This is a genomic window from Flavimaricola marinus (assembly GCF_900184895.1).
In the GTDB taxonomy this organism is placed as follows: Bacteria; Pseudomonadota; Alphaproteobacteria; order Rhodobacterales; family Rhodobacteraceae; genus Flavimaricola; species Flavimaricola marinus.
Window position 1 is genome coordinate 976,546 of the sequence record NZ_FXZK01000001.1, and the last position, 26,957, is coordinate 1,003,502.

Annotated in this window: 26 protein-coding genes; 10 read left to right on the forward strand and 16 right to left on the reverse strand. The window is 63.9% G+C overall.

The genetic code is table 11. The features are described 5' to 3' along the window. The first annotated feature begins 119 nt into the window (after positions 1–119). From LOM8899_RS04815 to LOM8899_RS04825, 3 genes are all read left to right on the forward strand, one after another. Positions 120–1,769, forward strand: a complete 1,650-nt coding sequence (locus LOM8899_RS04815; protein WP_093990973.1) for an electron transfer flavoprotein-ubiquinone oxidoreductase — start codon at positions 120–122, stop codon at positions 1,767–1,769. Positions 1,770–1,888: 119 nt separating this feature from the next. Next, entirely contained in the window at positions 1,889–3,589 is a 1,701-nt protein-coding gene (locus LOM8899_RS04820; protein WP_245820429.1) for a tetratricopeptide repeat protein, read from the forward strand. A 3-nt stretch (positions 3,590–3,592) separates the two neighbouring features. Beyond that, a complete protein-coding gene (locus LOM8899_RS04825; protein ID WP_093990974.1) occupies positions 3,593–4,450 on the forward strand; it encodes a 4-(cytidine 5'-diphospho)-2-C-methyl-D-erythritol kinase in 858 nt (285 codons plus the stop codon). On the opposite strand, the gene LOM8899_RS04830 is transcribed toward LOM8899_RS04825, so the two are convergent. Further along, a complete protein-coding gene (locus LOM8899_RS04830) occupies positions 4,447–5,442 on the reverse strand; it encodes a polyprenyl synthetase family protein (protein ID WP_093990975.1) in 996 nt (331 codons plus the stop codon). The genes LOM8899_RS04825 and LOM8899_RS04830 overlap by 4 nt on opposite strands. 51 nt (positions 5,443–5,493) lie before the next feature. On the opposite strand from LOM8899_RS04830, the gene LOM8899_RS04835 reads away from it, so the two are divergent. From LOM8899_RS04835 to LOM8899_RS04845, 3 genes are all read left to right on the forward strand, one after another. Further along, entirely contained in the window at positions 5,494–5,709 is a 216-nt protein-coding gene (locus tag LOM8899_RS04835; protein WP_093990976.1) for a putative signal transducing protein, read from the forward strand. Further along, positions 5,687–6,454 carry a tRNA1(Val) (adenine(37)-N6)-methyltransferase gene (locus tag LOM8899_RS04840; protein WP_093990977.1) on the forward strand — a complete coding sequence of 256 codons (768 nt, stop codon included), beginning with the start codon at positions 5,687–5,689 and terminating at the stop codon, positions 6,452–6,454. Before LOM8899_RS04835 ends, LOM8899_RS04840 begins: the two co-directional genes overlap by 23 nt. Positions 6,455–6,577: 123 nt before the next feature. Next, on the forward strand, positions 6,578–6,745 hold the full coding sequence (locus LOM8899_RS04845) for a YdcH family protein (protein ID WP_093990978.1): 168 nt from the start codon (positions 6,578–6,580) through the stop codon (positions 6,743–6,745). Here the strand turns inward: LOM8899_RS04845 and yddG are convergent. From yddG to LOM8899_RS04865, 4 genes are all read right to left on the reverse strand, one after another. Further along, entirely contained in the window at positions 6,742–7,626 is an 885-nt protein-coding gene (gene yddG, locus LOM8899_RS04850) for an aromatic amino acid exporter YddG (RefSeq protein ID WP_093990979.1), read from the reverse strand. The two genes, LOM8899_RS04845 and yddG, sit on opposite strands and share 4 nt — an antisense overlap. A gap of 25 nt (positions 7,627–7,651) precedes the next feature. After that, a complete protein-coding gene (phbB, locus tag LOM8899_RS04855; RefSeq protein WP_093990980.1) occupies positions 7,652–8,377 on the reverse strand; it encodes an acetoacetyl-CoA reductase in 726 nt (241 codons plus the stop codon). Positions 8,378–8,505: 128 nt separating this feature from the next. Beyond that, a complete protein-coding gene (locus tag LOM8899_RS04860; protein ID WP_093990981.1) occupies positions 8,506–9,681 on the reverse strand; it encodes an acetyl-CoA C-acetyltransferase in 1,176 nt (391 codons plus the stop codon). 159 nt (positions 9,682–9,840) lie between these two features. Further along, positions 9,841–10,641 (reverse strand): EAL domain-containing protein, encoded by an 801-nt coding sequence (locus tag LOM8899_RS04865; RefSeq protein ID WP_093990982.1) that lies wholly within the window; start codon positions 10,639–10,641, stop codon positions 9,841–9,843. A 108-nt stretch (positions 10,642–10,749) separates the two neighbouring features. Here LOM8899_RS04865 and LOM8899_RS04870 point away from each other — a divergent pair, with 108 nt between their 5' ends. Further along, the gene (locus LOM8899_RS04870) at positions 10,750–11,331 is read left to right on the forward strand and encodes a DNA-3-methyladenine glycosylase I (RefSeq protein WP_093990983.1); all 582 of its coding nucleotides are present in this window, start codon (positions 10,750–10,752) and stop codon (positions 11,329–11,331) included. On the opposite strand, the gene LOM8899_RS04875 is transcribed toward LOM8899_RS04870, so the two are convergent. The 10 genes from LOM8899_RS04875 to LOM8899_RS04920 all read right to left on the reverse strand — a co-directional run bounded on the left by LOM8899_RS04875 (position 11,311) and on the right by LOM8899_RS04920 (position 20,008). Next, on the reverse strand, positions 11,311–11,757 hold the full coding sequence (locus tag LOM8899_RS04875; protein WP_093990984.1) for a molybdenum cofactor biosynthesis protein MoaE: 447 nt from the start codon (positions 11,755–11,757) through the stop codon (positions 11,311–11,313). The two genes, LOM8899_RS04870 and LOM8899_RS04875, sit on opposite strands and share 21 nt — an antisense overlap. A 4-nt stretch (positions 11,758–11,761) precedes the next feature. Further along, a complete protein-coding gene (moaD, locus tag LOM8899_RS04880) occupies positions 11,762–12,007 on the reverse strand; it encodes a molybdopterin converting factor subunit 1 (RefSeq protein ID WP_093991426.1) in 246 nt (81 codons plus the stop codon). Then, positions 12,007–12,672: a CDP-diacylglycerol--glycerol-3-phosphate 3-phosphatidyltransferase gene (gene pgsA, locus LOM8899_RS04885; protein WP_093990985.1), complete on the reverse strand. Its 666-nt coding sequence runs from the start codon at positions 12,670–12,672 to the stop codon at positions 12,007–12,009. Before pgsA ends, moaD begins: the two co-directional genes overlap by 1 nt. 186 nt (positions 12,673–12,858) lie before the next feature. After that, positions 12,859–14,736, reverse strand: a complete 1,878-nt coding sequence (gene uvrC / locus LOM8899_RS04890) for an excinuclease ABC subunit UvrC (RefSeq protein ID WP_093990986.1) — start codon at positions 14,734–14,736, stop codon at positions 12,859–12,861. Between the two features lie 303 nt (positions 14,737–15,039). After that, the gene (locus LOM8899_RS04895; protein ID WP_093990987.1) at positions 15,040–15,819 is read right to left on the reverse strand and encodes an SDR family oxidoreductase; all 780 of its coding nucleotides are present in this window, start codon (positions 15,817–15,819) and stop codon (positions 15,040–15,042) included. Between the two features lie 12 nt (positions 15,820–15,831). Then, complete coding sequence (locus LOM8899_RS04900; RefSeq protein ID WP_093990988.1) at positions 15,832–16,794, reverse strand: calcium/sodium antiporter; 963 nt, start codon at positions 16,792–16,794, stop codon at positions 15,832–15,834. Between the two features lie 170 nt (positions 16,795–16,964). Next, positions 16,965–17,756 (reverse strand): S49 family peptidase, encoded by a 792-nt coding sequence (locus tag LOM8899_RS04905; RefSeq protein WP_093990989.1) that lies wholly within the window; start codon positions 17,754–17,756, stop codon positions 16,965–16,967. A gap of 51 nt (positions 17,757–17,807) precedes the next feature. Next, positions 17,808–18,569: an ABC transporter permease gene (locus LOM8899_RS04910; RefSeq protein ID WP_093990990.1), complete on the reverse strand. Its 762-nt coding sequence runs from the start codon at positions 18,567–18,569 to the stop codon at positions 17,808–17,810. Next, positions 18,566–19,492 carry an ABC transporter ATP-binding protein gene (locus LOM8899_RS04915; protein ID WP_093990991.1) on the reverse strand — a complete coding sequence of 309 codons (927 nt, stop codon included), beginning with the start codon at positions 19,490–19,492 and terminating at the stop codon, positions 18,566–18,568. Before LOM8899_RS04915 ends, LOM8899_RS04910 begins: the two co-directional genes overlap by 4 nt. A gap of 123 nt (positions 19,493–19,615) precedes the next feature. Beyond that, positions 19,616–20,008, reverse strand: coding sequence for a hypothetical protein (locus LOM8899_RS04920; RefSeq protein ID WP_133064978.1), 393 nt, complete (start codon positions 20,006–20,008; stop codon positions 19,616–19,618). Between the two features lie 320 nt (positions 20,009–20,328). Here LOM8899_RS04920 and LOM8899_RS04925 point away from each other — a divergent pair, with 320 nt between their 5' ends. Beyond that, on the forward strand, positions 20,329–22,353 hold the full coding sequence (locus LOM8899_RS04925) for an NADH:flavin oxidoreductase (protein ID WP_093990993.1): 2,025 nt from the start codon (positions 20,329–20,331) through the stop codon (positions 22,351–22,353). A gap of 156 nt (positions 22,354–22,509) precedes the next feature. Here LOM8899_RS04925 and LOM8899_RS04930 read toward each other — a convergent pair whose 3' ends face one another. Beyond that, a complete protein-coding gene (locus LOM8899_RS04930; RefSeq protein WP_245820430.1) occupies positions 22,510–23,196 on the reverse strand; it encodes a TetR/AcrR family transcriptional regulator in 687 nt (228 codons plus the stop codon). Between the two features lie 113 nt (positions 23,197–23,309). Here LOM8899_RS04930 and LOM8899_RS04935 point away from each other — a divergent pair, with 113 nt between their 5' ends. Together LOM8899_RS04935 and LOM8899_RS04940 are read left to right on the forward strand one after the other, a co-directional pair. Next, positions 23,310–24,893, forward strand: coding sequence for a trimethylamine methyltransferase family protein (locus tag LOM8899_RS04935; RefSeq protein WP_245820431.1), 1,584 nt, complete (start codon positions 23,310–23,312; stop codon positions 24,891–24,893). A gap of 13 nt (positions 24,894–24,906) precedes the next feature. Then, positions 24,907–26,892 carry an oxidoreductase gene (locus tag LOM8899_RS04940; protein ID WP_093990994.1) on the forward strand — a complete coding sequence of 662 codons (1,986 nt, stop codon included), beginning with the start codon at positions 24,907–24,909 and terminating at the stop codon, positions 26,890–26,892. Positions 26,893–26,957 lie beyond the last annotated feature (65 nt).

Below are 26,957 nucleotides of genomic sequence, written 5' to 3' on the forward strand. Positions count from 1 at the left end.
ATCGTGCAAACACCGCGCATTCTGACGCTGTGTATAGATTGCCCCTCGGTCAGTCCTGCGGTAACTCCAATTCCCAAAGCAAACCGGCTCTGGAACGGGGCTCTGCAAGAGGATCTGCAATGACCGACACTGCGCGCGAGACGATGGAATACGACGTAGTAATCGTGGGGGCTGGTCCCTCTGGGCTGTCCGCCGCCATCCGGCTCAAGCAGTTGGACGCCGATCTGGATGTCGTCGTGCTCGAAAAGGGCTCCGAAGTCGGCGCACATATCCTGTCGGGAGCGGTGCTCGACACCGCCGGGCTCGACAAGCTGATCCCCGATTGGAAGGCCAAGGGCGCACCGATCAACGTGCCGGTCAAGCAGGACAACTTCTACATGCTGGGCGAGGCGGGCAAGATCCGGGTGCCGAACTTCGCCATGCCGCCGCTGATGAACAATCACGGCAACTACATCGTCGCGATGGGGAACGTCTGCCGCTGGCTGGCCGAACAGGCCGAAGAACTCGGCGTCGAGATCTTCCCGGGCATGGCCTGCTCCGAATTGGTCTACGGCGAGAACGGCGAAGTCAAAGGCGTGGTCGCCGGTGAATTCGGCAAGGAAGCGGACGGCAGCCACGGGCCGAACTACGAACCGGGGATGGAGTTGCACGGCAAATACGTCTTCCTCGGGGAAGGCGTGCGGGGATCGCTGTCGAAACAGGTGATTGCGAAATACGATCTGGCCGCCGGGCACGAGCCTCAGAAATACGGGCTCGGAATGAAAGAGCTGTGGGAGATCGACCCCGAGAAGCACCGCGAAGGCACCGTCACGCACACGATGGGCTGGCCGCTGAACAACGCCGCCGGTGGCGGTTCGTTCATCTACCACCTCGAGAACAATCAGGTCTACGTCGGCTTTGTGGTGCACCTGAACTACAAGAACCCGCATCTGTTCCCCTACATGGAATTCCAGCGGTTCAAGCATCACCCGATGGTGGCGGAGCTTCTCAAGGGCGGCAAGCGGATCGCCTACGGGGCGCGGGCCATTACCGAGGGCGGCTATCAGTCGATGCCCGACACGGCGTTCCCCGGCGGGGCGCTGCTGGGCTGTTCGGCCGGGATGGTCAACGTCCCGCGGATCAAGGGCAACCACAACGCGATGCTCTCCGGTATCCACGCCGCCGAAGCTGCACATGCGGCGATCAAGGCGGGGCGGGCCAGCGATACGCTCAGCGAATACGACAGCGCCGTGCGCGAGGGGCCGATCGGCAAAGACCTCAAGATGGTGCGGAACGTCAAACCGCTGTGGTCGAAATACGGGCTGCTGCCCTCGCTGGCCGTCGGCGGCTTCGACATGTGGACGAACAACCTTTTCGGACTGTCGCTGCTCGGAACGATCAAGCACGGCAAGACCGACGCCGCCGCCACCGAAAAGGCGTCCAAGCACGCGCCCATCGACTACCCCAAGCCCGACGGTGTTCTGTCCTTCGACCGGCTGACGAACGTGGCCTACAGCTTCACCAATCACGAGGAAAGCCAGCCGGCGCACCTGACGCTGAAGGATCCGTCGGAGCCGGTGGAAACGAACCTGCCGGAATACGCCGGCCCGGCGGCGCGATACTGCCCGGCCGGGGTCTACGAGTTTGTCGGCCAAGGTGACGAGACCCGGTTCCAGATCAACTTCCAGAACTGCGTCCACTGCAAGACCTGCGACATCAAGGATCCGAACCAGAATATCGTCTGGACAGTGCCGCAAGGCGGCGACGGACCCAACTACCCGAACATGTGATCGACAAAACCGCGGGATCTCGCCGCAACGGCGGGATCCCGTGGGCCGATTGATTGCGCAGGGCCCCCGCCTTGGATAGCGTTTGGTCAAAACAACCCTCAGGCAGGAGACAGCAGACAATGGCAAAGTCCATCTTATCGGCGTTGGCGCTGGTTTCGGCATTTGGGATGACCGCTGGCACGGCCGTCGCCCAGCCGAACGCCGGTTCCTATCTCGCCGCCCGCTCTGCCGCCGGGCAAAACGATTTCACCGCCGCATCGTCGTGGTTCAGCTCGGCGCTGGAAGACGACCCGACCAATCCCGACCTGATCGAGAACCTGCTGGCCAGCCGTCTGGCCACCGGAAATGTCGATGCCGCGATCCCCGTGGCCGAGGCCGCGCTTGGCAGCGGCATGGACAGCCAGTTGGCCAATATGGTGCTGGCGCTAAAGGCTGCGCAGTCGAACGACTGGAACACCATCTTCGACGCGCTGGAGGCCGGACATTCGGTCGGTCCCCTGGTCGACGGTCTGACGCGGGCCTGGGCCTACGTGGGCAAAGGCGACATGCGTTCGGCGCTCGATGCCTTCGACGAAGTGATCGAGGCGCCCGGTATGCGGTCCTTCGGGCTGTTTCACAAGGCGCTGGCCCTCGCCACCGTGGGCGATTTCGAAGGCGCAGAAGCGATCCTGTCGCTCGAACCGTCACAAGGGATGGCGCGCAACAGGCGGACCCTGATCGCCCGCGCTCAGGTGCTCAGTCAGCTTGGGCAATCCGAAGCCGCCGTCGCGATGCTCGACGAAGCCGTCGGCCCCGCGCCCGACGATCTGACCCTGCGCGAACTGCGCACGCAGCTGGAGACGGGCGAGCCGATCCCGTTTTCGGTCGTCACCGGTGCCAGCACCGGGCTGGCCGAGGTCTACTACACCCTCGCCAGCATCCTCAGCGAGGAGACGCCCGAAACCTACGTGCTGCTCTACTCCCGGATCGCGCAGGCGCTGCATCCCGACGATGCCGACATCGCGATCCTGACCGCCGAACTGCTCGATATGCTGGGTGCCTATCCCTTGGCCAGCGCGGCCTATGCCACCGTCCCGCAGGACGATCCGGCGTTTTTCGAGGCCGAACTCGGGCGGGCCGAAGTGCTGCGCAAGGACGGCGAAACCGCGCTCGCGATCGAAGTGCTCGGCCAGTTGATCCGGGTCTATCCGGATCTGCCGATGGGGCATATCACGCTGGGCGATGCCATGCGGCAGAGCGAACGGTTCGACGAAGCGATCGACGCCTATTCGCGCGCCATCGACCTGATGGACCCGCGCGATCCACGGCTCTGGTTCGTGTTCTACATGCGGGCGATCGGCTATCACCGGGTGGACAATTGGCCCGAGGCCGAAGCTGATTTCCGGTCCGCACTGGCGCTGAACCCCGATCAGCCGCAGATCCTGAACTATCTGGGCTATTCGCTGGTCGAACGGCGCGAGAAACTGGATGAAGCCCTGCAAATGATCGAAACCGCCGTCGATGCGCAGCCACAGAACGGCGCGATCATCGACAGCCTCGGCTGGGCCTACTTCGTGCTCGGGCGGATCGAAGACGCGGTCGAGCCGATGGAGCGGGCCGCCGAGCTCGAACCCGTCGATCCGATCGTGCTCGACCATCTGGGCGACGTGCTCTGGTCCGTCGGGCGCAAGCGCGAGGCCCGGTTCCAATGGCAGCGGGCGCTGTCCTTCGATCCCGAACCGGACGAGGCGACGCGGATTCGGCGCAAGCTCGAGGTCGGTCTGGATCAGGTGCTCACCGAAGAAGGCGTCGAGGTTCCCAGCACGGCACAGGATCTCTGAGGCATGTCGTTTGCCTCTGCTCTGGCTCCGGCCAAGATCAACCTGACGCTGCACGTCACGGGCAAACGGCCAGACGGCTATCACCTGCTGGATAGCCTCGTGGTCTTTGGCTCCGTCAGCGACGAGATCACGGCCACTGTCGCACCAGAGCTCAGCCTCGATGTGTCGGGGCCCTTCGCCGAGGGCGTCCCGCGCGACGAAAGCAACTCGATCCTGCGGGCGGCGCATCTGTTTCAGGCCCGATCCGGGGTCGAGGTCGGGGCACACATTCGGCTGATCAAGGCGCTGCCGCACGCCGCCGGCATCGGCTCCGGCTCGTCCGACGCCGCCGCCACTCTGGCCTTGCTGGCCGAGCTTTGGGGGGTGCCGCCCCTGCCCGCCGACGACCCCGACGTGCTGGCCCTCGGCGCCGACGTGCCCGCCTGCCGCTGCGCCCCACAGCCGGTGCGGATGGAGGGAATCGGCGAACGGCTCTCGGCCGTGCACCCGCTGCCCAATTGCGCCATGGTGCTGGTGAATCCAAAGGTGCCGCTTCCCACCGGGGATGTGTTTCAGGGGCTCGCCCGGGCCGACAACCCGCCGATGGATGCCCTGCCCCACGGGCTCGGCTTCGACGACTTCTGCCAATGGCTAAAGGCCCAGCGCAACGATCTGCAAGCCCCCGCCGAAGCGATCACGCCAGAGGTCGGCCGGGCGCTGACACAGCTCAACCGCTTGCCCGCCGTGGGTGCTGCGGTGATGTCCGGCTCTGGGGCGACCTGCGTCGGGCTGGTGCCGGATATCGGCACCGCGCGGCAGGTCGCGCGGGTGATGCAGGTCGCAGAGATGGGCTGGTGGGTCGCCCCGGCCGAGATGCTCTAACGCAGACGCGCGACGACGTAATCGGCGAGATCGGCCAGCATCTGGCGCAGGTCATGCTCCGGCACGGCGTCAAGCGCCGCCTTGGCGCGATCGGCCCAGAGGACGGCATCGCGGCGGGTCGCTTCCAGCGTGTCGTACTTGGCAAACAGCGCCAGCGCGGTCTCCAGATCCCCCTCGGCGATGCGGCCCTTGCCGAACGTGCGCGTCCAGAACTCTCGCTCTGACGGATCGGCAGCGGCCACCGCACGGATCACCGGCAGGGTCAGCTTGCCCTCGCGGAAATCGTCACCGATATCCTTGCCGGTGGCCTCGGTGCCCGCATAGTCGAGCAGATCGTCGACGATCTGGAACGAAATGCCCAAGGCATCGCCATAGTCGAACAGCGCCTTGACCACGGCCTCATCGGCGCCCGCGATCACCCCGCCTACCTCCGTCGCCGCCGAGAACAGGGCGGCGGTCTTGCCGCGCACGACCTTGAGGTAGATCTCCTCGGTGGTCTCCAGATTGCGGGCGGCGGTCAGTTGCAGCACCTCGCCCTCGGCGATGGTGGCAGCGGCATTCGCCAGAATATCCAGAACGCGGAGCGATCCGGTCTCGACCATCAACTGAAACGACCGGGCAAACAGGTAGTCGCCCACCAAAACACTGGAGGTGTTGTCCCACAGCAGGTTGGCGGTCGGGCGGCCACGACGTTGATCGCTCTCGTCGACCACATCGTCATGCAGCAGGGTGGCGGTATGGATGAACTCGACCGTCGAGGCGAGATGCACGTGATACGGGCCGTCATAACCACACAGACGAGCGGCGGCGAGCGTCAGCATCGGGCGCAGGCGCTTGCCGCCGGCCTCGACCAGATGCGCCGTCACTTCGGGGATGCGCGGGGCATGTTCCGACGCCATCCGAGCGCGGATCATTCTGTTCACCGCCTCCATGTCTGTGGCGAGATACTCGGCCAACTGCTCGTGCGGTTTGGTCGCGGCATCGAGGCTCATAATGTGGTCACTTCCTCGACAATGGCCATGCGAGGCCTTAGCTGATGAGACATGAAAGAACTTTTGCGCACCAACGACCCGACGGTCATTGCCTTTGCAACCGCTCTGTTGAACGGCGAGGGTATAGACTGCTTTGAAATCGACGTAAATATGAGCGTCCTCGAAGGCAGCATCGGCGTCCTCCCCCGGCGGCTCATGGTGCGCGAGGCTGATCTGGATGAGGCCGAGCGGGCCATGCGGGACAATGACATCGATCTCGGGCGATAATCTCACCCAAGACGCCTTTCTGGGTGGACGGGTGCAGCTTTTGCAGCCGCGCAAAGGCTATCGGGCGGGGATCGACCCGGTCCTGCTCGCTGCCGCCGTGCCTGCTACCAGCGGCGAATTGGTGCTCGAGCTTGGCTGCGGCGTCGGTGCTGCGCTGTTTTGCCTCGGGGCGCGGGTGCCGGGGCTGACGCTCGCCGGGATCGAGGTGCAGCCCGACTATGCCGAACTGGCCCGGCAGAATGCCGCGCTGAACGGGATGGAGGCGCAGATCCACACCTGCGATCTGCGGCAGCTTCCGGGCGATCTGCGCAACACCTGCTTTCACCACGTCCTCGCCAATCCGCCCTACTACGACAGGACAAAGGGTAGCCCCGCCCCTGATTCCGGGCGGGATATGGCGCTGGGGGGCGATACCCCGATGGCCGACTGGGTCGAAACCGCCGCCCGGCGGCTGCGACCAAAGGGCTGGCTCACCCTGATCCAAAAGGCCGACCGGCTGGGCGAGATCCTGACGGCGGCGACAGCACGACTCGGCTCGATCACCGTTCTGCCCATCGCGGGGCGAGACGGGCGCGACGCGGACCGGGTGATCGTGCAGGCGCGCAAGGACGGGCGGGCACCGCTGCGGCTCTTGGCGCCGCTGGTCCTGCACACCGGACCAGCGCACCTTCGGGACGGCGACGACTACGGGCCATTCATCCGCAGCATTTTGCGCGAAGGGGCCGCTTTGCCGCGTCCCCGTTAACGGCTTGGCAAGAATTGGCCCCCAATCTCGCCTATATGGCGGCTCAAGAATAAGTTTCGTGACAGAATTGTGAAACTGTGGTCGTCTGGACCTACGAAAGTGCAATCAGACAGGAGGACGAATATGAGCGTGACGTCGCACATCGAGGAACTCAAAAAGAAGCACCAGACACTCTCCGAGGCCGTAGAGGTTGCCCAGCGCAACCCTGGTACGAATGACCTCGAAATCGCCAAGATGAAGAAGCAAAAGCTTCACATCAAGGAAGAGATTACGCGCCTGTCCACCCATTAACCTCCTGAGGGGCGAGCGTTGCTGGCCCAGCCAGCCAGCGCCGCGCCCCCAGTGATCATCAGCGCCGCGACCAACAGCGCGCCTGTTGGCGCGGCAATACCTACGACCACCAGCACCAGCGTCGACAAAAGCGGCGCGGCATAGGATGCGACGCCGAGCATCTGAATGTCACCGCGTTTGACGCCCACGTCCCAAACGAAGAAGGCCAGCCCCACGGGGCCGAGACCGAGAGCCGCCAACGCGGCCCACCCGGCGAAACCGACGGGCCAGACCGTCTCTTCCAATGCCAGATGGGCCAATGCAGACAGCACCGCCGAGGCAAGGCAGAACACCGTAACACTGGCCGTCGGAATCGCGCCGAACCGGCGCGACACCACCGAATAGGTCGACCAGAACAGCGCACAGATCAGCGCCAAGCCATAGCCCGGCAGATTGGCCAGATCAAAACCGGCCCCGCCCGACGTGACCAGAATCCCGGCACCGACAAAGCTGATCAATGCCCCGATGATGTGGCCCTTGCGCAGTTGCTCTCCCGGAAGCAAGCCGGAAAAGAGCACGATCAGCAGCGGCCATAGGTAGGCGATCAGACCCGCCTCTGCGGGCGGCGCCATGCGCAATGCAGAGAAATAGAGGAAATGATAGCCAAAAAGGCCAACCGTGCCAAAGGCATAGACGCCCAAGGGCACCCGGCGAAGCTGTCCGAGCCCGCCCGTGCTCGCGCACCAGATCAGGCCAACGGCCCCGCCAATGGCAAAGCAGATCGCGTTCAGCAAAAGGGGGGGAGTCGGCTGAGTCCAGACGGTCAGAACCGCGAGGAGTGCCCATAGCAAGACAGCTGTAAAGCCGATTGCCGTGGCAAGCGGGCGGGACGGATCACGCATAAGGTTTTCTATCCCGCCACTGTCGTCAGATCATGTATTGCCCACCGTTGGCCGACAGGGTCGACCCGGTGATAAAGGCTGCGTCGTCAGAGGCAAGGAACACCACCGCGCGTGCGATTTCGTCGGCCTCACCCAGACGGCCAACGGGGATCTGCGGCAGGATGACGTCGTTCATCACCTTCTCGGGGATCGTCTGCATCATCTCGGTGTTGATATACCCAGGGGCCACCACGTTCACGGTGATGCCCGCACGGGCTCCCTCTTGCGCCAACGCCTTGGTAAAGCCGATGTCACCAGCCTTGGCGGCGGCATAGTTGGCCTGGGCAAACTGGCCCTTCTGGCCGTTGATCGAGCTGATCGACACAACGCGGCCAAACTTGCGGTCGCGCATGCCGCCCCAGACGTTGTGGGTCATGTTGAACAGGCCGGTCAGGTTGGTGTCGATCACCTGATGCCACTGCTCGGGCTTCATCTTGTGGAACGGCGCATCGCGGGTGATGCCGGCGTTGTTGACCAGCACGTCGATCGGGCCGACCTCGGATTCGACCTGAGCCACCCCCTTGGCGCAATCGTCGTAGTTGGAAACATCCCACTTGTAGGTCTTGATTCCGGTCTCGGCCGTAAAGGCCGCGGCGGCATCGTCATTCCCGGCATAGGTGGCGGCGACGGCATAGCCTTCGGCCTTGAGGGCCTTGGAAATCGCGGCGCCAATCCCCCGGGAGCCTCCGGTAACTAGGGCAACTCTGGGCATGTGGGTTCTCCTCCTTAAAAAGTCTTTTATGCAATGATGTTATCGGTGAGAAATCTTGGGCGCAATAATATTACTCACAACATCAGGCCAGTTGTCAGGGTGGGCCGGGGCCCACCCTGAAGCGCGGATTAGGGACGCTCGACGCAGAGCGCCACGCCCATGCCGCCACCGATGCACAGGGTGGCAAGACCCTTCTTGGCGCCGCGACGCTTCATCTCGAACAGCAGGGTGTTCAGAACGCGGGCGCCGGAGGCGCCGATGGGGTGACCAATGGCAATCGCGCCACCGTTGACGTTCACGATCGCCGGATCCCAGCCCATGTCCTTGTTCACGGCACAGGCCTGTGCGGCAAAGGCTTCGTTGGCTTCGACCAGATCGAGGTCCTCGACCTTCCAACCGGCTTTGTCCAGCGCCTTGCGGGACGCATAGATCGGGCCGACGCCCATGATCGACGGGTCCAGACCGGCGGTCGCATAGCTGGCGATGCGGGCGAGCGGCTCGATGCCACGCTTCTCGGCCTCGTCGGCGCTCATCAGCAGGGTGCCGGCCGCGCCGTCGTTCAGGCCAGAGGCGTTGGCAGCCGTGACAGACCCTTCGCGGGTGAATGCCGGGCGCAGCTTGGCCATGGCCTCCATGTTGGCACCGTGACGGATGTATTCGTCGGAATCGACCGTGATCTCGCCTTTGCGGGTCTTCACGATGAAGGGCACGATCTCGTCGACGAACTTGCCGGCCTTCTGCGCGGCTTCGGCCTTGTTCTGGCTGGCGACGGCGAACTCGTCCTGCATATCGCGGGAAATCTGCCATTGATCCGCAACATTCTCGGCGGTCTGACCCATGTGATAGCCGTTGAACGCATCCCAAAGACCGTCGCGAATCATCGTATCGATGAACTGGAGATCACCCATCTTTTGCCCTGCGCGCAGGTTCTGCGCGTGGGGGGACAGGGTCATGTTCTCTTGACCACCGGCCGCCACGATAGAGGCGTCGCCAAGCATGATGTGCTGCGCACCCAGTGCAACGGCGCGCAGGCCAGAGCCACAGACCTGGTTGATCGACCACGCCGCGCTCTCCTTGGGCAGACCAGCGTTGATATGGGCCTGACGGGCCGGGTTCTGGCCCTGAGCGGCGGTCAGCACCTGACCAAGGATGGTTTCGCTTACTTCGGAAGGGTCCACACCGGCACGCTTGACCACTTCGGCCAACACAGCAGCCCCCAGGTCATGGGCCGGGGAATTGGCAAACGCGCCTCCAAAGCTCCCCACGGCGGTGCGGGCGGCAGATGCGATAACGACATTGGTCATAGGCTGGTCCTCTCTTTGGGTCACCAAAAGCAGGACTGCGGTTCGACGCATTTGCGTCATTGCCTCCCTGCCAATGCCCTCGTTTTAAGCGGGCCGGTCAGGCAGGGCAACGTGTTTCCGAAGGTCGGGGCTTCGGCGCATACCGGAATTGACCCTGGGTCAAAGACCCGCCTTCGGCACCCCATAGAGATAGCCCTGAAGGCAGTCGACACCCAGCTCCGTCAGGATCGCCGCCTCGCCGCTGGTTTCCACCCCCTCTGCGACGACGAACATCTCGAACTGATGGGCAACGGTAATCAGCGCCTCGCTCAGCACCTGATTGTCGGGCGAGGTGTCGATGTCGCGGACAAAGTGCTTGTCGAGCTTGGCCAGATCGAAAAAGAAGTCCTTGAGATAGCGAAACGCCGTCAAACCGGCGCCGAAGTCGTCGAGAGCAAAGGCAACGCCGCGGGGCTGCATCTCGGCCATGAACCGGATCACCACCTCGGGAAGCATCATCGCGGACTGCTCGCTGATCTCCAGAATCAGGCGATTCCCCAGATCGCCCCCGGCCAAACCCTGCCGCAGGATCTGACGCCAGCGGCCATCGGCAATCGACCGGGCGGACATGTTGATCGCCAACCGCAGGCTGGGATTGGCGTGGAGTTTCTCAAATCCCATACGCAAACTGGCGCAGTCGATGTCGCGGCCCATCGCGGTTTCCTCGACATCGGGCATGAAATGGCGGGCGGGCAAAATGCGGCCACCGTCGTCGAGAATGCGAATCAGGCCCTCGTAGAACGCCGGGGTCGTGCCGCCACCCGGACGCATCACCGGCTGAAACGCCAGCTGGGTGCGACCGGCCGCCAAGGCAGAGCGCACCATCGTCGGCACGTCCTTGTCACGGCTGGCAACGGCCGCCTGCAGCGGATCAAGCGGCTCCGAAGCGGAGGGGACTGCGTAAAGGTCGGGTCCAGCCATAGCACCTACTCGTTGGAATCGGCTGACCCTACCCAATGCGCGGCTAACGTTGTCTAAAGGATCCGAATTTGCGATGAATTGGCGGGTTATTCTCGAAAAGGGCAGACCATGGGCGAACGCTGCGGCTGGGCGGGGTCGGAACCGATCTACCGCGACTACCACGACACCGAATGGGGGGTGCCGGAATGGGACGGGCGGGCGCTGTGGGAAAAGCTGATCCTCGACGGGTTTCAGGCCGGGCTCAGCTGGATCACCATCCTGAAAAAGCGGGAGAATTTCCGGGCGGCCTTTGCCGGTTTCGATCCAGAGGTGATCGCGACATGGGGCGAGGCCGAGGTGCTGCGCTGCCTCGCCGATCCGGGGATCATCCGGCACCGGGGCAAGATTGAAGCAACCATCGGCAACGCCAAGGCCTATCTGAAGATCGAGGAAGAGCAGGGCTTTGCGAACTACCTCTGGGGCTATGTCGGCGGCGAAGCGATCCAGAATCGGTGGGCCACAATGGCGGAGGTGCCGGCCTTCACACCGCTCTCGACGCAAATCTCAAAGGATCTAAAAAAGGCGGGCTTCCGATTCTGCGGGCCGACGATCGTCTATGCGTTCATGCAGGCGACGGGGATGGTCAACGACCACCTGATCACCTGCCCCGAGCACGAACCTTGCGCTGCGCTACGGCTGCCACCGGGCTAGGGCGTCCTCGTCCTCGTCCTTGGCCGCGACCCAACTGGCGCCATCCGCCGCGATCTCCTTCTTCCAGAACGGGGCGCGGGACTTCAGATAGTCCATCAGGAATTCGGCGGCGGCGAAGGCATCCGCGCGGTGGGGCGATGCCGTGGCCACCATCATGATCGGCTCGGCAACAGCCAAACGACCATGGCGGTGGATCACCATCGCCTCGGTCAAAGACCAGCGGTCGCGGGCCTCGGCCACTATCTTGGCAATCGCAGATTCGGTCATGCCGGGATAATGCTCGATCTCCATCGCGGACAGACGGGCCTCGGTATCACGGACCACCCCGGTAAAGCTGACGATGGCACCCGCCCCGGACGCAATGGCGGAAAAGGCGGTCAACTCGGCACCGGCATCAAACGGCTCTGGCTGAACGCGGACAGACATCCGACTAGCCGCCCGTCATTGGGGGAAAGAACGCCACCTCGCGGACACCGGCGAGTGGAGCGTCAAAGCTGGACAACTCCTGATCCAAGGCGACTCGCAACGCGGAGATATCGGCAAAGGCCGCCGCATAACGTTCCTCCCGGGCGGACAACTCCGCGACAAGGTCGGCAACCGTCGACGCGGAAGTCTCGACGCGCTCTTTCGGCAGACCAATCCGCTCCCTGACCCACGCGAAATACAAGACGTCGATCATTTGGCACCCCGCAGATGGGGCAACGATTTGCGGTAGTAGTCCCAGCCGGTCATCAGGGTCAGAAGACAGGCGATCCACAGCAGGACAATGCCCACATACCAACTGATGATCATCCCGGCATGCTTCCAGCGCAGGCCGAATTCGTCCTCGATCACACCCGAAAAGATGTCGTCGATTATGGATTGGTCCATGCCGAGACTCTCCATGACGAAGTAATGCTCGAACGCACCGGTGGAAAAAAGAACCGCAATGGCGGTCATCTGCGCCGTGGTCTTCCACTTGGCCAGCTTGGTCACGGCCAGCAAGCCAGCGGTGGCGCCCAGGAATTCGCGCAGCCCGGAAACGAACACCTCACGAAACAGGATCAGAGTGGCGGGGAGCAGAATCCACGGGTCCATCCCGGAGAAGCCGGTAATGACCAGAAGCGCGATGATCACCATGGCCTTGTCGGCAATCGGATCAAGCATCGCTCCGAACTTGCTCTCCTGACGCCAGGCGCGGGCCAGATAGCCGTCAAAGAAATCCGTCACCGCCGCGCCGACGAACAACGCCAAAGCATACCAATCCGCCCATGGCCGGGCGAAATACAGGAACATGATCGCAACGCCCGGCGCGGCGAACAGACGCAAAACCGTCAGGATATTTGGCAAAGTCCATTTCATAGGGCCTGCATATCGGGTTGCAGCGCCAAGCGCCATATGGACAGCGCGGCTTGGCAGAGTGCGGACCCTCCGGGGGGGATATTTTTGACCCAAAGAAGATCAGCGCGGCGCATAGCTTCTTTGGGTTTCAAATATCCAAACTGCGCGAAGCGCAAAATGGCGTGCGCCGAAAGGCGCTCCTTTGGGTCAGCCCTTCTCGTGGAAGAAGTCGTAGATGGTCTGCGCCATGCTTTCGGAAATCCCTTCGACCGCCTTGAGATCGGCCAGATTGGCGCGGGCGACGGCCTTGGCCGATCCGAAATGCGCCAGCAAGGCACGTTTGCGCTTGCCTCCCACCCCCGGCACGTCGTCGAGCGGGGTGGCGCCGACGGCCTTGGCCCGTTTCGCCCTGTGCGTGCCGATGGCAAAGCGGTGCGCCTCGTCGCGCAGCCGCTGAATGAAGTAGAGCACCGGGTCGTTATGGCGCAACGCCATCGGGCGCTGGCCCGTCCGGTGGAACTCTTCCTTGCCCGCGTCCCTGTCGACGCCCTTGGCCACGCCGACCATCGGAACGTCGCCGACGCCCAGCTCCTCCATGATCTGGCGCACCGCGCTGACCTGGCCAGCCCCGCCGTCGATCAGCAACAGGTCCGGCCACATCTGGCTTCTCCGTTCGGGGTCTTCCTTGAGAAGCCGCTGAAACCGGCGCGTGAGCACTTCCTTCATCATCCCGAAGTCGTCACCCGGCGTGATATCCGTGCCCTTGATGTTGAACTTGCGATACTGGCCCTTTTCGAACCCCTCGGCCCCGGCGACGATCATGGCACCGACCGCGTTGGTGCCCATGATGTGGCTGTTGTCATACACTTCGATTCGGCGCGGCGGGGCCTCCAGCCCGAACGCCTCGGCGACACCGCGCAACAGCTTGGTCTGGGTCGCGGTCTCCGACAGCCGCCGGGCAAGGCTTTCGCGGGCATTGCGTTGCGCACCCGAAACCAGCTCGGCCTTTTCGCCCCGTTGCGGGACGATGATCTCGACCTTGCCGCCACGCTTGCCGGCCAGGGCCTCGGCCATCAGATCCTCGTCGTCCAACCCATGCGACAAGAGCAGCATCCGCGGCGGCTCGCGGTCGGCATAGAACTGGCCGACGAAAGCCTGCATCGCCTCGCTCGGGTCCACATCGGGGCCGACACGGGGATAGTAGTCGTGGTTCCCCCAGTTCTGATTGGCCCGGATGAAGAACACCTGCACGCAGGCCTGCCCCTCGTTCAGATGCAGAGCGATGATGTCGGCCTCGGCCACTCCGCGCGGATTGATGCCCTGCGCGGTCTGCACTTGGGTCAACGCCTTGATCCGATCACGCAGGGCGGCGGCACGCTCGAACTCCATCGCTTCGGAAGCCGCCTGCATCTGCTCGGCCAGCGCCTCCTGAATGCCCTTGGTGCGACCGCTGAGAAAGGCCTTGGCGGACTCGACGCTGCGGGCATAGTCCGGCTCGGAGATCAGACCGACACAGGGGCCCGAACAGCGCTTGATCTGATACTGCAGACAGGGCCGGGTCCGGGTCTCGAAATCGCTGTCGGTGCAGTTGCGCAGCAGGAACACCCGCTGCAATTGCTGCAGGGTCCGGTTCACCGCGCCGGCGCTGGCGAAGGGGCCGTAGTAGTCGCCCTTTTCCTTCTTGGCGCCGCGGTGCTTCTTGATCTGCGGATAGGCATGGGTCGAGCTGACGAGGATGTTCGGAAAGGATTTGTCGTCGCGAAGCAGCACGTTGTATTTCGGCTTAAGCTGCTTGATCAGGTTCTGCTCGAGCAGCAGCGCCTCGGTCTCTGTCCGGGTCGTCAGAAACATCATCGACGCGGTATCGCGGATCATCCGGGCGATCCGGGGGCTGTGCTGACCGGGCCGGGAATAGCTCGTCACCCGCGCCTTCAGGTTGCGCGCCTTGCCGACATACAAGACCCGGCTTTCCGCATCCAACATCCGGTAGACACCCGGCGAGGAATCGAGCGTGCGCAGATAGGCTTGAATGCAGGCATAGCCCGTCAGCGGAGCGGTCGTCGGTTCGGGAGGCAGATCGGTCATGGGTCAGATATGGCGATTCTGGTGGGCCGCTGCAATCTTGCTCTGGCGAACGCAAGACGAAAGGCATCCACGGAAGCTGTGGATAAACCGGTGGGCAATCAGCAGACACATCGAAATTCTCGTTGTTTTCGGCACAGTTCGTCGATCTGCCTAATTTTTGGGCGGCCACATAACGCGCTGAAATTAAGGCTGTTTTTCTTTCAACGCGGGCAAACACCTGAAAAATCAGGGGAATTAATAAAGTTTTGTGACAGAACGCCGCGGGGGTAGATAACTCTGACGCGGGGTCAACTTTGGCGGGCCTTATTCGACCCCCAGGATGTCCGGCGTCTGCCAAGCCAGATGCTGACCACCGTCGACGCAAAGGCATTGCCCGGTGACGGCCACGGCGTCGATGAAATAGCCCAGCGCGGCGCAAATATCCGCCGGATTGGCCCCTCGCCTCAAGATTGTGGACTCGCGTTGCTTGGCGAAATGCGCCTCGCTCTGACGTCCGCCTCGCAGGGTCGGACCCGGTCCGATGGCATTCACCCGCACCCGCGGCGCTAACGATTGCGCGGCGGTCTGGGTAAAGGCCCACAGTCCCATTTTGGCGATGGTATAGCTCATGAACTCGGGCGTGAGCTTGCGGATACGCTGATCGACCATATTGACCACCAGCCCCTGTGCCACCGGCTCGCCGTTTTCGTCCTCGGTCGGATCGGGCATGGCGGCAGCAATCGCCTGCGTCAGCACGACGGGTGCGCGCAAATTGCTCTCTATATGGCGGTCCCAGCTGTCGCGGGTAGCATTGGCCAGATTGTCGTATTCGAAGATCGAGGCATTGTTGACCAGGCAGGTGATCGGGCCACCCAGCAGCGCGGCGGATTGCTCGGCCAGTCGAACGGTCTGGACCTCGTCCAGCAGATCGGCCTGAACGGCGTGGGCGACACGGCCCTTGGCGCGGATCTCGGCCACCACGGCCTCGGCCTCGTCGGCGGAACTGGCGTAATGAACCGCCACGTCATAGCCGCGATCCGCCAGATACAGCGCCATCGCGCGGCCAAGGCGCACCCCTGCGCCTGTCACCAATGCTCTCTTCATCTCATCGTCCCCTTACGTCAGCGCAAGCACCACATACGCCGCATATAGAGCGAAAAGCAGGCCGCCCCAGAGCCGGGTGAGATCTCGACCAAGATAAACGAACGGAATGAGAAGAACGGAGGCGCCCGCCATCACCCAAAGATCCCACGACATAAAGCTCGGATCGACCGGGACCGGGCCGACGAGGGTCGCGACCCCCATGATGCCCAACAGGTTGAACATGTTCGATCCGATCACGTTGCCGATGGCCACATCCGCCTGACGGCGCAGGGCGGCCATCACCGTGGTCGCCAGCTCGGGCAGAGAGGTGCCCAGCGCCACGAGCGTCAGGCCGATCACCGTCTCCGACACGCCGAACGTGCGGGCGATGTTGACGGCGCCCTCGACCAAAAGCTCCGCCCCCAGAGGCAGGCCGACAAGACCGAGCACGAGAAACAGGAGTATCTTGGGCCAACCAAGGTTGGGATCGGCACCCTCGACCTCTTCTTCCTCACCGGTGCAGGCATCCGCGGCCGCCGACATCTCGGCGCGATGGCGCATCGAGACCCGGGCCGCATGAACCAGCATCGCCGCCAGAGCGGCCAGCAGGATCAGGCCCGACCACCATGTCAGCACGCCGAATGCGCACAATCCGATGAACAAGGCGGTCGCCGCCATCATCTGCAGATAGCTGTCTCTGGTGTCGTGCTCGCTGGTGTGCATCGTGGCGATCAGGGCCGGAACGCCCAAGACCAACAGCACGTTGGCCGTGTTCGATCCGACGACATTGCCCAGGGCAAGGCCCGGCGCACCGTCCAGAATGGCGTTGACCGAGACAAGCAGCTCCGGGGCCGAGGTGCCGAAGGCGACGATTGTCAGCGACACGATCAGGGCAGGCACGCCCACACGCAGCGACAGGTTTACGGCTCCCTTGACCAATGCATCGCCCGCCAGGAGCAGGATGATCAGGCCAAGGCCCACATAGAGCCAATCCATCAACGACGTTCCTTCCCGCAAGAGCATGGGCCCTTGCCAATTCGATACCTACCACAGCCCTTGCACTTTGCCGCTTCCAGCCGCGCTTGGCCGGGAAAACGGAATTTGCCGAACATCGCCAGCACTGCCATGCCGATCAGAAAGAGAAGGACAACCTTGATGGCCATGGGCTACAGGCCAAATCGGGCAAAGGCGACCCGGTCTTCGATCGCGGCGACCGCGTCACCCATGATCGCCGCGCCAAAGCGGCTGAGGAACGACCGCTTGACGGCATAGCGGCGAAACCGAACCTTGTCGCCAAAGCGGTCCTTCATCATCGGAACGAGGTGGCCGATACCATCGGCCAAGCCCTGCTCGACGGCCTTGTTGCCGACCCAGACTTCGCCCTGAAACAGGCCGGGCGCATCGCCCAGCTTGTCGCCGCGGCGGGTTTTCACATGATCGATGAAGAAATCGTGCAGCTCGCTGAGCCAGCCTTCCAGCCGGGCGACGTCTTCTGGATCCTCGGGCTTGAACGGGTCCAGCATCGACTTGCTGTCGCCTGCCGTATGCACACGGCGCTCGACGCCATAGTTCGAAATCGCTTCGTGAAGGCCGAAGCCCGCCGAGATCACGCCGATCGAGCCGACAATCGAGCCGCGGTCGATATAGATCTCGTCCGCCGCGCAGGCCAGCCAATAGCCGCCGGACGCGGCGACGTCCTCGACAAAGGCGATCACGGGGATGTTCTTTTCCTCCGCCAGGCGGCGGATACGGGCGGCGATCAACGACGACTGCACCGGCGACCCGCCGGGAGAGTTGATCTGCAAGGCAATCGCCTTGGGCTTGCCCTTGGCAAAGGCCTTTTCGATCACCGGGGCAAGGCTGACATCATCCAACCCCCGGCTGGCATTGGCAATCGCGCCCTGCAGGCGGATCACGGCGACAAACGGGGTCGGCGGGGCGAACGGATTCCATCTCATGTGAGCGATGTAAGCGCGCCACTCGCGAGGGACAAGGACAGGTGACCAGATCTACTGCCGAATGCGCCAGCCTGTGCGGAAAATGAGCCAAACCACACCCAGCCCCAGCAGGGTAAACAGCGAAATCGCAAACAGGGACAACCCGATCGGCACATCCGCCACGCCAAAGAACGACCAGCGAAAGCCCGAAATCAGATAGAGCACGGGGTTGAAGTGGGTGATCGTCTGCCAAATCGGGGGGAGCATGGTGACCGAATAGAACGACCCGCCCAGAAAGACCAACGGGGTGATCACCAGAAGCGGGATCAGCTGCAACTGCTCGAAACTGCGGGCCCAGATGCCGATGATGAATCCCAGCAAGGCAAAGCTGATACAGGTCAGCAGCAGAAACAGAACCATCATGAAGGGATGGGCAATCGTGATGTCCACGAACAGCGCCGCCGTGGCCAGAATGACCACACCGATAAACAGCGCCTTGGTCGCCGCCGCACCGACATAGCCGATGGTGATCTCTAGGAAGTTCATCGGGGCGCTCAGCAATTCATAGACCGTGCCCACGAACTTCGGGAAATAGATCCCGAACGAGGCATTGGTCGTGGCCTGCGTCATCACCGACAGCATGATCAGGCCGGGCACGATGAACGCGCCATAGCTGACGCCCTCGACCGTATCGATCGACCCGCCGATCGCCGCACCAAAGACGACGAAATAGAGCGAGGTCGAAATGACCGGCGAGATGAAGCTCTGCATGAGGGTGCGGAAGAACCGGACCATCTCGTAGGTATAGAGGGCGCGGACGGCTGGAAAGTTCATGCTGTTTCCTTCACCAGATCGACGAAGATCTCTTCGAGACTGCTTTCGTGGGTTGTCAGGTCCGCCATCTGAAGACCGGCGGACTGCAGATCGTTGAGCAGCGCGGTGATGCCCGTGCGTTCCTTGGTGGTATCGTAGGTATAGATCAGTGCGCGGCCGTCATCGACAAGCTCGACGGCGCGGTCGGCAACCGCATCGGGGAGCGATTTGGCAGGGCTGACCAATTCGATGCGAAGCTGCTTCTTGCCCATCTGGGACATCAGGTCGCCGGTCTTCTGGACAAGCAGAACCTCGCCCTTGGCGATGACGCCGATGCGGTCGGCGATGGCTTCGGCCTCTTCGATGTAATGGGTGGTCAGAATGATCGTCACGCCGTCTTCGCGCAGGGTGCGGACAACCTCCCACATCTCCTTGCGCAGCTCGACGTCGACACCGGCGGTCGGCTCGTCCAGGAACAAGACCCGCGGCTCGTGGACCAACGCCTTGGCGATCAGCACCCGGCGCTTCATGCCGCCCGACAGGGCGATGATCTTGCTGTCCTTCTTGTCCCACAGGGACAGCTGGCGGAGCACCTTTTCGATATAGGCGTCGTCGCGCTTCTTGCCGAAGAGGCCGCGCGACAGGCGGCAGGTGTTCATCGGCGTCTCAAACGAATCGAGGGTCAGCTCCTGCGGCACGAGGCCGATCAGGGACCGCGCCCCGCGATACCCCGTGACGACGTCGTGGCCGCCCACCGTTATCGTCCCGCTCGACGGGGTGACGATCCCGCAGATGGTCGAGATCAACGTGGTCTTGCCCGCGCCGTTCGGGCCGAGGAGCGCGATGATCTCGCCCTCTTCGATGTCCAGCGTGACGCCTTTCAGCGCCTCATAACCGCTCTGGTAGGTCTTGGTCAGATCGCGGATCGAAACGATGGCAGACATGGGTAGGGCTCCGGTCTAGTGCCCGGCATATCTATCCCCGTCGGCCCGTCGCGCCAAGTGGCAGGGATGCACAGGGCACCCTGCATTTCTGCCCGGCGCCCCCGGATCGGGGGCAAAGGGCGGTCAGTCCGGATAGATGTTCAGCCCGTGATCGGCGGCCAAATCCCGACAAAATGCACCCCATGCACTGAAATCATCCGAGAATGAGGCAAGCACCCGGCGCGATTCCCACTCGGTGATGGTCTCGTCCTGCATCGAGATGGCGTAGAAGGCGGGGTAATATTCGCCCTCCGTACGGGCCTGTTCGATGCTGGCCTCCAGCCAACGGTCCGAGACGTCGAGCAGACGGTCCGCATTGGTCGGGTCCGCGACCCATCCGGCCATGGTGCGCAGAATACCCGCGCAATCGGCCATACTCTCCGAAATCGGCTGGTCCGCCACGGCGGGGGTGGCAGTAACCCCCAATCCGAGCGCCAGCATACATGCACAGCAGCGTGCAGTTCCTTGCAATGTCATTCGCCATCCCTCCGGCAGCACCCCTTGCAAGGAAGGCTAGCAAGCGAATCGGACGAAAGTTTGAACAGCGTTGGGCGGAAATGCCGGGCATTTGAAACAATCGGACCGGATTCGGCGCGGCCATAGGTGCCTTGGCGACAATAAGCGTGCAATCATGGCGGCTAGGGCCCTCGGCGCTACCGGATCGCGATGGCAGGCCCTCGACGCTCAACAGGCAACGTCCCTGTCGACAAATCCGACACTCATGTCGGATTCGGGATGACGCAGCGAGGCGGCGGCGCTAGGCTCCGAACGATCGCACCCTCTTACAGGCCCGGCCCATGACCAAAGATCCGCTGCTCCAGCCATACACCCTCGGTGGTCTCACCCTGAAAAACCGGATCATGACGACGAGCCATGAACCGGCCTACCCCGAAGACGGGATGCCCAAGGACCGGTATCGGGCCTATCACGCCGAACGGGCCAAGGCGGGGGTGGCGCTGACCATGACGGCGGGATCGGCGGCGGTCTCGCGAAACTCGCCGCCCGTGTTCAACAATATCCTCGCCTACAAGGACGAGGTCGTGCCATGGATGAAGGCGCTCGCGGACGACTGCCACGGGCATGGCTGCGCGGTGATGATCCAGCTCACGCACCTCGGGCGACGCACCCAGTGGAACAAGGGCGACTGGCTGCCGGTCGTCGCCCCCGGCCCGTTCCGGGAACCGTCGCACCGGGCTTTCCCCAAGGTGCTCGAAGACCACGAAATCGACCGGATCATCACGGATTATGCGGACGCGGCGGAACGGATGCAGGCGGCCGGGCTCGATGGGGTGGAGTTCGAATGCTACGGGCACCTGATGGATCAGTTCATGTCGCCGCTGACCAACACGCTCGACGCGCCTTGGGGCGGCGGGCTGGAGAACCGGTCGCGGTTCGCCTTGGAGGTCTACAGGGCCTGCCGGGCGCGGGTCGGTCCCGACTTCCTGCTCGGGATGCGATACGTGGCGGATGAACAGGCCAAAGGCGGGATCGACGCCGACGAAGGGATCGCCATCGGGCACCTGTTCAAGGAGGCAGGGGTGGATTTCCTCAACGTGATCCGGGGGCAAATCCACACCGACGCGGCGCTGACGGACGTGATCCCGGTGCAAGGGATGGCGAGCGCCCCGCACCTCGACTTCGCCGGCCGGGTGCGGGCCGAGGTGGGGCTGCCCACCTTCCACGCCTCGCGGATCCCGGACGTGGCGACCGCGCGGCACGCCGTGGCCACCGGGCAACTCGACATGGTCGGGATGACGCGGGCACATATGGCCGACCCGCACATCGTGCAGAAGATCGTCGAAGGGCGAGAAGACGACATCCGTCCCTGCGTCGGGGCCACCTATTGCCTCGACCGGATCTATCAGGCGGGGGACGCGCTGTGCATCCACAACGCGGCGACGGGACGGGAACTGACGATGCCGCACACGATCAGCCGCGCCGACGCCTCGAAAAACGTCGTCATCGTCGGCGCGGGCCCCGCGGGACTAGAGGCCGCGCGCGTCGCCGCCGAGCGGGGACACAGGGTCACTGTCTTCGAGGCCCAGCCCGATCCGGGCGGGCAAGTGCGATTGACCGCCCTGAACAAGCGGCGGCGCGAAATGATCGGGATCATCGATTGGCGAATGGCGCAATGCGCGGCGCGGGATGTGAACTTCCACTTCAACAGCTACGCAGAAGCAGACGACATCACGGCGCTCGACCCGGACGTGGTGATCATCGCGACCGGAGGGCTGCCGAACACCGAAATTCTCGAATCGGGCAACGACCTCACCGTCTCGGCCTGGGACATTATCGCCGGCGACGCCAAGCCCGGGCAAAACGTGCTGCTCTACGACGACGCCGGCGATCACACGGCGCTTCAGGCGGCGGAAACACTGGCCTATGCCGGGGCCACGGTCGAGATCATGACGCCCGACCGAACCTTCGCGCCCGACGTCATGGCGATGAACATCGTTCCCTACATGCGAAACCTGCAAGACAAGCCCGTCACCTTCACGGTGACCAGGCGACTGATGGCAGCAGAGCGAGACGGCAACCAACTCCGCGCAGTGATCGGCACCGACTATTCCGATCTCAGGCAAACCAAGAGCTACGATCAGATCGTGGTCAACCACGGCACCCTGCCGCTGGACGACCTCTACTTCGATCTCAAGCCGCTCTCTGCCAACAAGGGGGCACTCGACCAAGACGCCTTTATCGAGGGACGGCCACAACCAGATCACGGCAACGGGTTCGCGCTCTACAGAATCGGCGACGCCGTGTCCTCGCGCAATACGCACGCGGCGATCTATGACGCGCTGCGCTTGGTCAAAGACATCTGATTGCGCGCCTTCGGCACGCCCGGCAGGGGGCTCTGCCCCCGTCCTTCGGACTCCCCCGGAGTTTTCTTGCCAAGATGAAAAAGGCGCGACGGGCACCTTCATTTTGGCAGAAAAACTCCCGCCGGAGGCTCCCGCAATCGAACACAGGCGGTGTCGTCAGAGGTCGCGGGCAGCACCGCCAAGGACGTGACCGACGCCAAATCCGTGTCGGGCGGAGAAGCGCGCCACCTCCGCCTCGGTCGGCGGCACACCTGCGAACGTCTCGACATAGAGCGGCATCCGCTGAATTCTCAGGTGCACCGGCTCGGTCACCATCATCGAGATATAGCCGATCTGTGTGTAGTACATGGCATAGGCCCGCACCCGGGCTTGGTCTTCGGGATAGCCGTGCCGGGCGAACATCGCGGTGATCGCGTCGATCCGCTCTTGGTCCACCGCTTCGAGCACTTCGCGCAACGTGGGGTCCGCCAGCGCCCAAGTGCGGATGGCGAAATCGAAGCGCGCGTCGAACAGGTCGGGCCGCAGCCAGCAATCGAACAGGTTGAAGATCGCCTCCCCGATGCTTTCCGCGTAGCGCTCGGTCCGGGCGACCAGATTGCCGGTGTTCTTCGCCTTCCAGCGGTCGACCAGCGCGCTCAGGAGCGCCTCCCGGCTGTCGAAATGCCCATAGAACGAGGTTCGCGACAGCCCAAGCCGCTTGGCGAGCGGCATCACCTTGACCGCATCGACTCCGTTCTCGACCAAGATCGTGTAGGCCGCGTCGAGCCACAGGTCTTCGGACCCGCGCCAGCCGCTCTGCTTCTCTGTCGGTTTGCCGTCCATCGCACCTGCCTCAGCTTGCATGGCCTTCCTCTATCATTTGGCAGATCGACACCAGCGTCAACTAACTTGACAGGTGTGTCGTTTTCTAGTGCAGTCGTCTTTGCAGGCCCCGCGCCGCCGAGGGAGGAGACCCCATGGCCGATACCGACATCATGGCCCCCGAGGCCGGGAAACCCACCCGTCGCACCCGCGGCACGCGCCGCCCCGCCCGAAGTGCCGCGCACGGCCACAACCCGTGGCTCGAGGTGCCCTACATCACCCGCAAGGTGCCGACCTACGATCTGCTCGACGAGGAAAGCCTCGTGCGGATCGAGGAGGCCGCCGACACCATCCTCGCCGAGATCGGCATCGAGTTCCGCGACGATCCCGTCACCGTCGAGATGTTTCGCAAGGCCGGCGGCACGGTCACCAAGCTGGGCGACGCCACGTGGAACATCCGTTTTGATCGCGGCCTCATCCGGGCGCTCTGTGCCACCGCCCCGCCCCGGTTCACCCAAGTCGCCCGCAACCGCGCCCGCAGCGTCGAGATCGGCGGCGACGCGATGATCTTTGTCCCGTCCTACGGCTCGCCCTTCATGCTGGAGCCGAACGGAGACCGCCGCTACGCGACACTCAACGACTTTCAGACGCTGATCAAACTGGCCCAAAGCACCCCGTGGCTGCACCACTCCGGCGGCACCATCTGCGAGCCGACCGATATTCCGGTCAACAAGCGGCATCTGGATATGGTCTACAGCCACGTCAAATACTCCGACCACGCCTTTCTGGGGTCGATCACCGCCCCCGAACGGGCCGCCGATTCGATCGAGATGTGCCGGATCCTCTTTGGCTCGGACGTCGTCGACCAAAACTGCGTCATCATGGGGAATTTCAACTCCACCTCGCCGCTGGTCTGGGACGGGGTCACCACGAGGGGCATCCGAACCTATGCCGAGGCGGGGCAAGGCTCGATCCACCTGCCCTTCCTGCTTGGCGGGGCCGTCACGCCGGTAACGATGGCGGGCAGTTGCGCTCAATCCTTGGCCGAATCCATGGTCGGGGTCGCGCTGACCCAGTTGACCAAGCCGGGCGCTCCGGCGATCCTCGCGGCCTTCCTGTCGTCGCTCGACCTGCGCTCCGGCTCGCCTACCTTCGGCACGCCCGAACCGGCGCTGGGGTCGCTCGTGATGGGGCAACTCGCCCGGCGGATCAACCTGCCGCTGCGCTGCTCGGGGAACTTCTCGACCTCGAAACTGCCCGATGCGCAGTCGATGTCGCAATCGGTCATGTCGATGATGGCCGCCGTGCAATGCGGGGCGAACTTCATCCTGCATTCGGCGGGTTACCTCGACGGGCTCTTGTCGATGTCCTACGAGAAATTCGTGCTCGACAGCGATCTCTGCGGCGCCCTGCACGCCTATCTCAAGGGGCTCGAGGTCAGCGACGAAACCCTCGGTCTCGACGCCCTGCGCGAAGGCGGCCCCGGTGCGCATATGTTCGGCACCCAGCACACCCTGCGGCACTACGAGCACGCCTATTACGATAGCGCACTCGACGACTACCGCCCGTGGGAGACGTGGGACGAGGGCGGGCGCGGCGACGCGATGAGCCGGGCGACCACCCGCTGGCAGCAGACGATCGCCAGCTACGAGGCTCCGCCGCTCGACGACGCCATCGACGAGGAATTGCTCGCCTTCATCGCCAAGCGCAAGGAGAGCATGGAAGACGCTTGGCACTAGAGGGGCACGAGCCATGAGCTACCCGCACGTCTTTCAACCGCTCACGCTCCGGCACAAGACCCTGCGCAACCGGGTCGTCTTTGGGGCGCATACCGCCAACATGGCGCAAGGCGGACTGCCGGGGGCGCAGCACATCGGCTACTACCGCGAACGGGCGATGGGCGGGGCCGCGATGATCGTCGTCGAGCCGATGCCTGTCCATCCCGCCGCCGTGCTCACCCGCGGGAATTTCTCGCCCGAGACAGACGCCGTGATCCCCGCCTTTCGGGCTGTGACCGAGGCGGTGCAGGCCGAAGGGGCCGTGATCCTGCAACAGCTCTACCACGTCGGCGCCCACGGCGATCAAGACAACGCATGGCACCCGGCTTGGTCGCCCTCCGGCGGGCTCAGTTATCACGACAGCGACGGCAGCCATGCCATGTCCGAGGCGGAAATCGAGAGCACCATCGGCGGCTTTGTGCTGGCCGCGCAGCGGTGCCAGCAGGCGGGCTTTGACGGGGTCGAGGTCTGGGCCGCCTATCACGCCCTGCCCGATCAGTTCTGGACGCCGTTCTCCAACCAACGGACCGACCGCTGGGGCGGGTCACTGGAAAACCGGACAAGGTTCTCCCGCGAGATCCTGCACAGGATCCGGCGGGCCTGCGGCGACGACTTCATCGTGGGGCTGGCGGTCAACGACGAACCCGATGTGCCCGCCGCCTTGGGGCGCGAGGCGCTGGCCGAGGTCATCGCGCTGCATGACGCGGAAAACGCGATGGACTATGTGACCTGCGGGTCGGGCAGCTACTTTGACTTCTACAAACTGATGCCGACGTTTCTCTATCCCGAGAAGCTCACCGTCGATCTGGCGCAAACGCTCAAAGGCGTCGTCCAGACGGCGAAAGTCACCTCCGAGAGCCATATCCGCACGCCGGACAACGCCGAAGACATCCTGCGGAGCGGTCAGGCCGATCTGGTCAGCATCGTGCGCGGACAGATCGCGGACCCGCATCTGGTGAACAAGGCGCGAGACGATCGGGCGGAGGACGTGCGCGGCTGCATTTCCTGCAACCAGATGTGCTGGGGGCGGCGATCGCGCGACTACTGGATCTCGTGCCTCGTCAATCCGAGTGCGGGGCGGGAATGGGAATGGGGCGGCGACCGGTTCGAGGCCAAGGGCAAAGGCACCGTCCTCGTCGTCGGCGGCGGGCCTGCGGGGCTGGAAGCGGCCCGCGCGGCAGCGGAGCGGGGCTTTGCCGTCACGCTGGCGGAGGCAGGGGCGGCCTTGGGCGGTCAGTTCAGGCTGGCCGGGCTGCAGCCACGGCGCGGGCAGATCACCGACCTGATCAAGTGGTATGAGCGGCAGTTGCGGCAGCTTGGCGTCGAGGTCAGGCTGAACACCTATCTCGAGGCAGACGAGATCGCGGCCCATGGGGCCGATCATATCGCGGTAGCCACAGGCTCCTTGCCCGACGAGACAGGCTTCCAACGGGCTATGACGCATCTGGCGACCCTCCCCGGCCTGAGCCGGGGACGGGTCTGGTCGCCCGAAGACATCCTGACCCGAGCGGCCCGCCCCGGCCCCCGCGTGATCGTGCTCGACGAAGGCGGCAACTGGCGCGGATGCGGCACCGCATGGTGGCTGGCCGAAGCAGGGCACAAGGTGACGCTCGTCACCCCCGACGCGATGATCGGCAAGGAGCTGGCCCGCTCGGCGGCGGATTTCCCGCTGCGCAAACGGCTCGCCGGGCTGGGTGTGGCGTTCGTCACCGAGAGCGGCATCGCCGAGTGGCTGGGCAACGGCGGCGGGGCGGATGTAGTCTGCCTGCTCACAGGCGAGGTCACCCGGATCGGGGCCGACGATCTGGTGCTCGCCACGACGAACCGGTCGGTCTCGGGGCTGCAAGGCGACCTCGCGGACCTGGGCATCGGGGCGACATTGCTGGGCGACGCCGCCGCGCCGCGGATGGCCGCACTGGCCGTGCATGACGGGCGCAAATGGGCGCTCGGGCTGACCTGAAGGGGCGTCCGGGCAAAATCGCGACCGCCGACAGCGTTCGGTGCATTAACACCCCGAATGCTGCA

Excerpts from the sequence above, each read along its gene's own strand:
- LOM8899_RS04815 (WP_093990973.1), top strand. The coding sequence starts at position 120 with ATGACCGACACTGCGCGCGAGACGATGGAATACGACGTAGTAATCGTG.
- LOM8899_RS04820 (WP_245820429.1), top strand. The coding sequence starts at position 1,889 with ATGGCAAAGTCCATCTTATCGGCGTTGGCGCTGGTTTCGGCATTTGGG.
- LOM8899_RS04825 (WP_093990974.1), top strand. The coding sequence starts at position 3,593 with ATGTCGTTTGCCTCTGCTCTGGCTCCGGCCAAGATCAACCTGACGCTG.
- LOM8899_RS04830 (WP_093990975.1), bottom strand. The coding sequence starts at position 5,442 with ATGAGCCTCGATGCCGCGACCAAACCGCACGAGCAGTTGGCCGAGTAT.
- LOM8899_RS04835 (WP_093990976.1), top strand. The coding sequence starts at position 5,494 with ATGAAAGAACTTTTGCGCACCAACGACCCGACGGTCATTGCCTTTGCA.
- LOM8899_RS04840 (WP_093990977.1), top strand. The coding sequence starts at position 5,687 with ATGACATCGATCTCGGGCGATAATCTCACCCAAGACGCCTTTCTGGGT.
- LOM8899_RS04845 (WP_093990978.1), top strand. The coding sequence starts at position 6,578 with ATGAGCGTGACGTCGCACATCGAGGAACTCAAAAAGAAGCACCAGACA.
- yddG (WP_093990979.1), bottom strand. The coding sequence starts at position 7,626 with ATGCGTGATCCGTCCCGCCCGCTTGCCACGGCAATCGGCTTTACAGCT.
- phbB (WP_093990980.1), bottom strand. The coding sequence starts at position 8,377 with ATGCCCAGAGTTGCCCTAGTTACCGGAGGCTCCCGGGGGATTGGCGCC.
- LOM8899_RS04860 (WP_093990981.1), bottom strand. The coding sequence starts at position 9,681 with ATGACCAATGTCGTTATCGCATCTGCCGCCCGCACCGCCGTGGGGAGC.
- LOM8899_RS04865 (WP_093990982.1), bottom strand. The coding sequence starts at position 10,641 with ATGGCTGGACCCGACCTTTACGCAGTCCCCTCCGCTTCGGAGCCGCTT.
- LOM8899_RS04870 (WP_093990983.1), top strand. The coding sequence starts at position 10,750 with ATGGGCGAACGCTGCGGCTGGGCGGGGTCGGAACCGATCTACCGCGAC.
- LOM8899_RS04875 (WP_093990984.1), bottom strand. The coding sequence starts at position 11,757 with ATGTCTGTCCGCGTTCAGCCAGAGCCGTTTGATGCCGGTGCCGAGTTG.
- pgsA (WP_093990985.1), bottom strand. The coding sequence starts at position 12,672 with ATGAAATGGACTTTGCCAAATATCCTGACGGTTTTGCGTCTGTTCGCC.
- uvrC (WP_093990986.1), bottom strand. The coding sequence starts at position 14,736 with ATGACCGATCTGCCTCCCGAACCGACGACCGCTCCGCTGACGGGCTAT.
- LOM8899_RS04895 (WP_093990987.1), bottom strand. The coding sequence starts at position 15,819 with ATGAAGAGAGCATTGGTGACAGGCGCAGGGGTGCGCCTTGGCCGCGCG.
- LOM8899_RS04900 (WP_093990988.1), bottom strand. The coding sequence starts at position 16,794 with ATGGATTGGCTCTATGTGGGCCTTGGCCTGATCATCCTGCTCCTGGCG.
- LOM8899_RS04905 (WP_093990989.1), bottom strand. The coding sequence starts at position 17,756 with ATGAGATGGAATCCGTTCGCCCCGCCGACCCCGTTTGTCGCCGTGATC.
- LOM8899_RS04910 (WP_093990990.1), bottom strand. The coding sequence starts at position 18,569 with ATGAACTTTCCAGCCGTCCGCGCCCTCTATACCTACGAGATGGTCCGG.
- LOM8899_RS04915 (WP_093990991.1), bottom strand. The coding sequence starts at position 19,492 with ATGTCTGCCATCGTTTCGATCCGCGATCTGACCAAGACCTACCAGAGC.
- LOM8899_RS04920 (WP_133064978.1), bottom strand. The coding sequence starts at position 20,008 with ATGACATTGCAAGGAACTGCACGCTGCTGTGCATGTATGCTGGCGCTC.
- LOM8899_RS04925 (WP_093990993.1), top strand. The coding sequence starts at position 20,329 with ATGACCAAAGATCCGCTGCTCCAGCCATACACCCTCGGTGGTCTCACC.
- LOM8899_RS04930 (WP_245820430.1), bottom strand. The coding sequence starts at position 23,196 with ATGCAAGCTGAGGCAGGTGCGATGGACGGCAAACCGACAGAGAAGCAG.
- LOM8899_RS04935 (WP_245820431.1), top strand. The coding sequence starts at position 23,310 with ATGGCCGATACCGACATCATGGCCCCCGAGGCCGGGAAACCCACCCGT.
- LOM8899_RS04940 (WP_093990994.1), top strand. The coding sequence starts at position 24,907 with ATGAGCTACCCGCACGTCTTTCAACCGCTCACGCTCCGGCACAAGACC.